This window comes from Fodinibius sp. (genome assembly GCF_041642155.1).
Lineage (GTDB): Bacteria > Bacteroidota > Rhodothermia > Balneolales > Balneolaceae > Fodinibius.
Genome location: NZ_JBEPWZ010000337.1, coordinates 1 through 3,018 on the forward strand (window position 1 = coordinate 1; position 3,018 = coordinate 3,018).

At 52.9% G+C, this 3,018-nt stretch carries 2 protein-coding genes; both read left to right on the forward strand.

Going from position 1 to position 3,018, the window contains the following annotated elements; genetic code table 11:
- The first annotated feature begins 222 nt into the window (after window positions 1-222).
- The gene (locus ACESLU_RS13605) at window positions 223-1,884 is read left to right on the forward strand and encodes a M20/M25/M40 family metallo-hydrolase (RefSeq protein WP_372639173.1); all 1,662 of its coding nucleotides are present in this window, start codon (window positions 223-225) and stop codon (window positions 1,882-1,884) included.
- Between the two features lie 301 nt (window positions 1,885-2,185).
- Window positions 2,186-2,788 carry a DsbA family protein gene (locus ACESLU_RS13610; protein ID WP_372639174.1) on the forward strand — a complete coding sequence of 201 codons (603 nt, stop codon included), beginning with the start codon at window positions 2,186-2,188 and terminating at the stop codon, window positions 2,786-2,788.
- Window positions 2,789-3,018: the final 230 nt, after the last annotated feature.

Consider the following 3,018-nt stretch of genomic DNA (forward strand, 5'->3'; position numbering starts at 1 on the left):
CTTAGAGGGCGCAGGGGAAACAGCTGATTTGAGTCAGGTTTTGGAGACTTTTTAAGGCGAACAGTGGACCTATTTACCGAAATAAAACTCGGAATCCGGCCGGATTTAGACGGACTTGCAGTAGATTTTGCTAAGTGAGGCTCATCCTTGGCAATACTTGAAAAATGCCTGTACTTTACGGGGTTCCGGCTAAACACAACCAGGATTAAAAAAGAGAAAACCATGAGAAATTTGTCCCTGTTTCCATTGATCATGATGGCCGCTGTTGTGAGCTGCATGCGTTCGCCCATTGACGAGGTAGCGGAAACCATCACGAAAGAGCGCCTGCGGGCTCCCATTGAGACATTGTCATCGGATGATTTCAGGGGACGGAGTACGGGTACGTCCGGTGAGGAAAAAACGGTGGATTATCTCATCAGTTATCTTGAAAAGCACGGCATTGAAGGCGGCATGCCCGGCGGCAGCTATGTACAGGAGGTGCCGCTACTGGGACAACAGACGGATGAGGGTGCGCAGATGACGATCTCCAGGGAGGGCCAGCCCCTCCATACCTTCGATTATTATACCAATTTTATGGGGTGGCCCGCCAACCTGGAAGAGAAAATTAGCATCAACGAAGCGGAACTGGTCTATGTGGGATACGGCATCCAGGCACCGGAGGAGGACTGGGATGATTTTAAGGACGCGGATGTAAAGGGCAAAGTGCTGGTGGTCAAGAACAACGATCCCGCCAGCAGTCCGGATCTTTTTAAGGGGGAGACCCGCCTGTACTACGGCCGGTACGACTACAAATACGAGAAAGCCCGCGATATGGGCGCCGCCGGGGTGCTCATCATCCATACCACGCCCACCGCCGGGTACGGCTGGAACGTCGTCGCCAACGGGTGGGACCGCGAACAGTTTTACCTGCGCGGGGATCAGTCGATGAACGATTCGCCGACCCAATTTAACGGCTGGCTGACCAGGGAAGCCAGTGCCTCGCTGTTCGAGAGTGCGGGACTTGATCTTGACACGCAGCTCGAGGCCGCGGAAGACCGCTCCTTTGAGCCGGTACCGCTCGAGGGGTTGTCCCTGAGCCTCGAGCTGTCGGCAACCTACCGTCAGCAGCATGCCCAGAATGTGCTGGGAGTTATTGAAGGAACCCACAGCGACCTTAAAGAGGAGTACGTGGTCTTTACCGCCCATCACGACCATCTGGGGACCACGAAGCCGGTGGAGGGAGATTCCATCAACAACGGGGCGCTGGACAACGCGGCCGGGGTCAGTGCCGTGCTCAACCTGGCCCGTACGTACCAAAACCTGCAGCCCCAGCTTAAGCGCAGCGTGCTCTTCCTGTTTACAGGCGCTGAAGAGGTGGGACTGCTGGGGGCAAAATACTGGGCTGAGCATCCCACCGTTCACCCGGGGAATGTTACGGGCAACATCAACCTGGATGGCATGAACGTCTATGGCAAGACGGAAGATATTGTACTGATAGGATACCGGCGTAACACCGTCAGTGATCTCATTGAAGAAGTAGCGGCCGAAAAGAATGTGGAGGTGAAACCGGACCCGCATCCCGATCGCGGGTATTTTTACCGGTCTGACCATTTTGAGCTGGCGAAGAAAGGCATCCCGGCCATCTTTCCCAACGCCGGCACGGAATTTATCGACAAACCGGAAGGCTACGGGGCTACCGTGGACAGTCTCCAGGATGCCAATTACCACACGGTTCATGACGAGATCAACGAGTACTGGGATCTCAGCGGCATGGTGCGCGATGTGCGGCTGTTTTTCGATGCGGGCTACCGCATGATCAACGCGGGGGAGATGCAAAGCTGGCGGCAGGGCGATGAGTTTAAACAAAAGCGGCTGGAGATGATCGAGGAGGCCGGGAGCCGCTGAACAACAAAAGGGGATTTCTCCCTGGACGAGGCGGCCAGGTGCGAGGAGGTCGAGAATAGGAAACGGGTCCGTCGTTATTATTCTGAACTTTTGGTTTTTCTCTTGCCAAAACTCGGGTTATATTAGCAGGGAGCTTGGCCAAACCGTTCTTTTTGGCCAAGGGCTGTATTTTCGCGCATTCAATATCCTCACATATGCCTTATACGGGTGGTTTTGAATGCGCTCAGGCCTTGGTATTGACCAAAATCCCTGGTTTTCAAAGCCCTCTGGCATTTAAATTCAAACAAGCATTCTGAACATCATGATTGTAAAAAGCAAGAATATACTGCTGACACTGCTGGCCGCTTTCTTTATGGTAAGCTGCCAAAATTCCGATTCCGATGCCCAGACCATGACTTCGGATGACCCGGATCAAGTGGTCATTACCGAGTACAGCGATTACCAGTGTCCCGCTTGCGCCTATTTTCATCCCATCGTTGAAAAACTGGAGCAGAATATGGGAGATCAGCTGCAGGTGAACTTGCGCTTTTTCCCGTTGAGCAGTCACCGTTATGCGGCGCTGGCAGCGCGGGCAGCCCAGGCGGCAAAGAATCAGGATAAGTTCTATCAGATGCACTCCATGATTTTTGAAAACCAGGAACGCTGGTCGACTTCCTCGAACCCGGCGATGGAGTTCGTTAATTATGCGCGTGAGATCGGCCTGGATATGGACCAGTTTACCGATGATCTGAACGCCGCTGAAACCCAGCAGACGGTGATGTCACAGAAAGAAGAGGGCGAAGACCGCGGGGTAAATTCGACACCCACCTTCTTTATTGACGGGGAGGAAGTGGACCCGCTCCCCAAAACCTACGAGGAATTTGAAGCGCTGGTCCAGCAGCGACTGGATGAAAAGCAGGGATAAGATAATGGGTCGTCCGGGAATGTGACGGGCCCGTGGTTGTGTCTTAGTGCGTCTTTGAGTTCTACCTCAGAATGACCTTCGTGAATACGACAGGCGGTCCTGTACTTTAGCGGTTTAAAGGGCATCACGGGATCATAGTAATGGGCGAATGATATTCTCATATTCTTCCCGAAAAGGATCTTTTTGGGAAGCGTCGGAATTTTCTCTTGCATTTTTTTTAAAAAATAAGT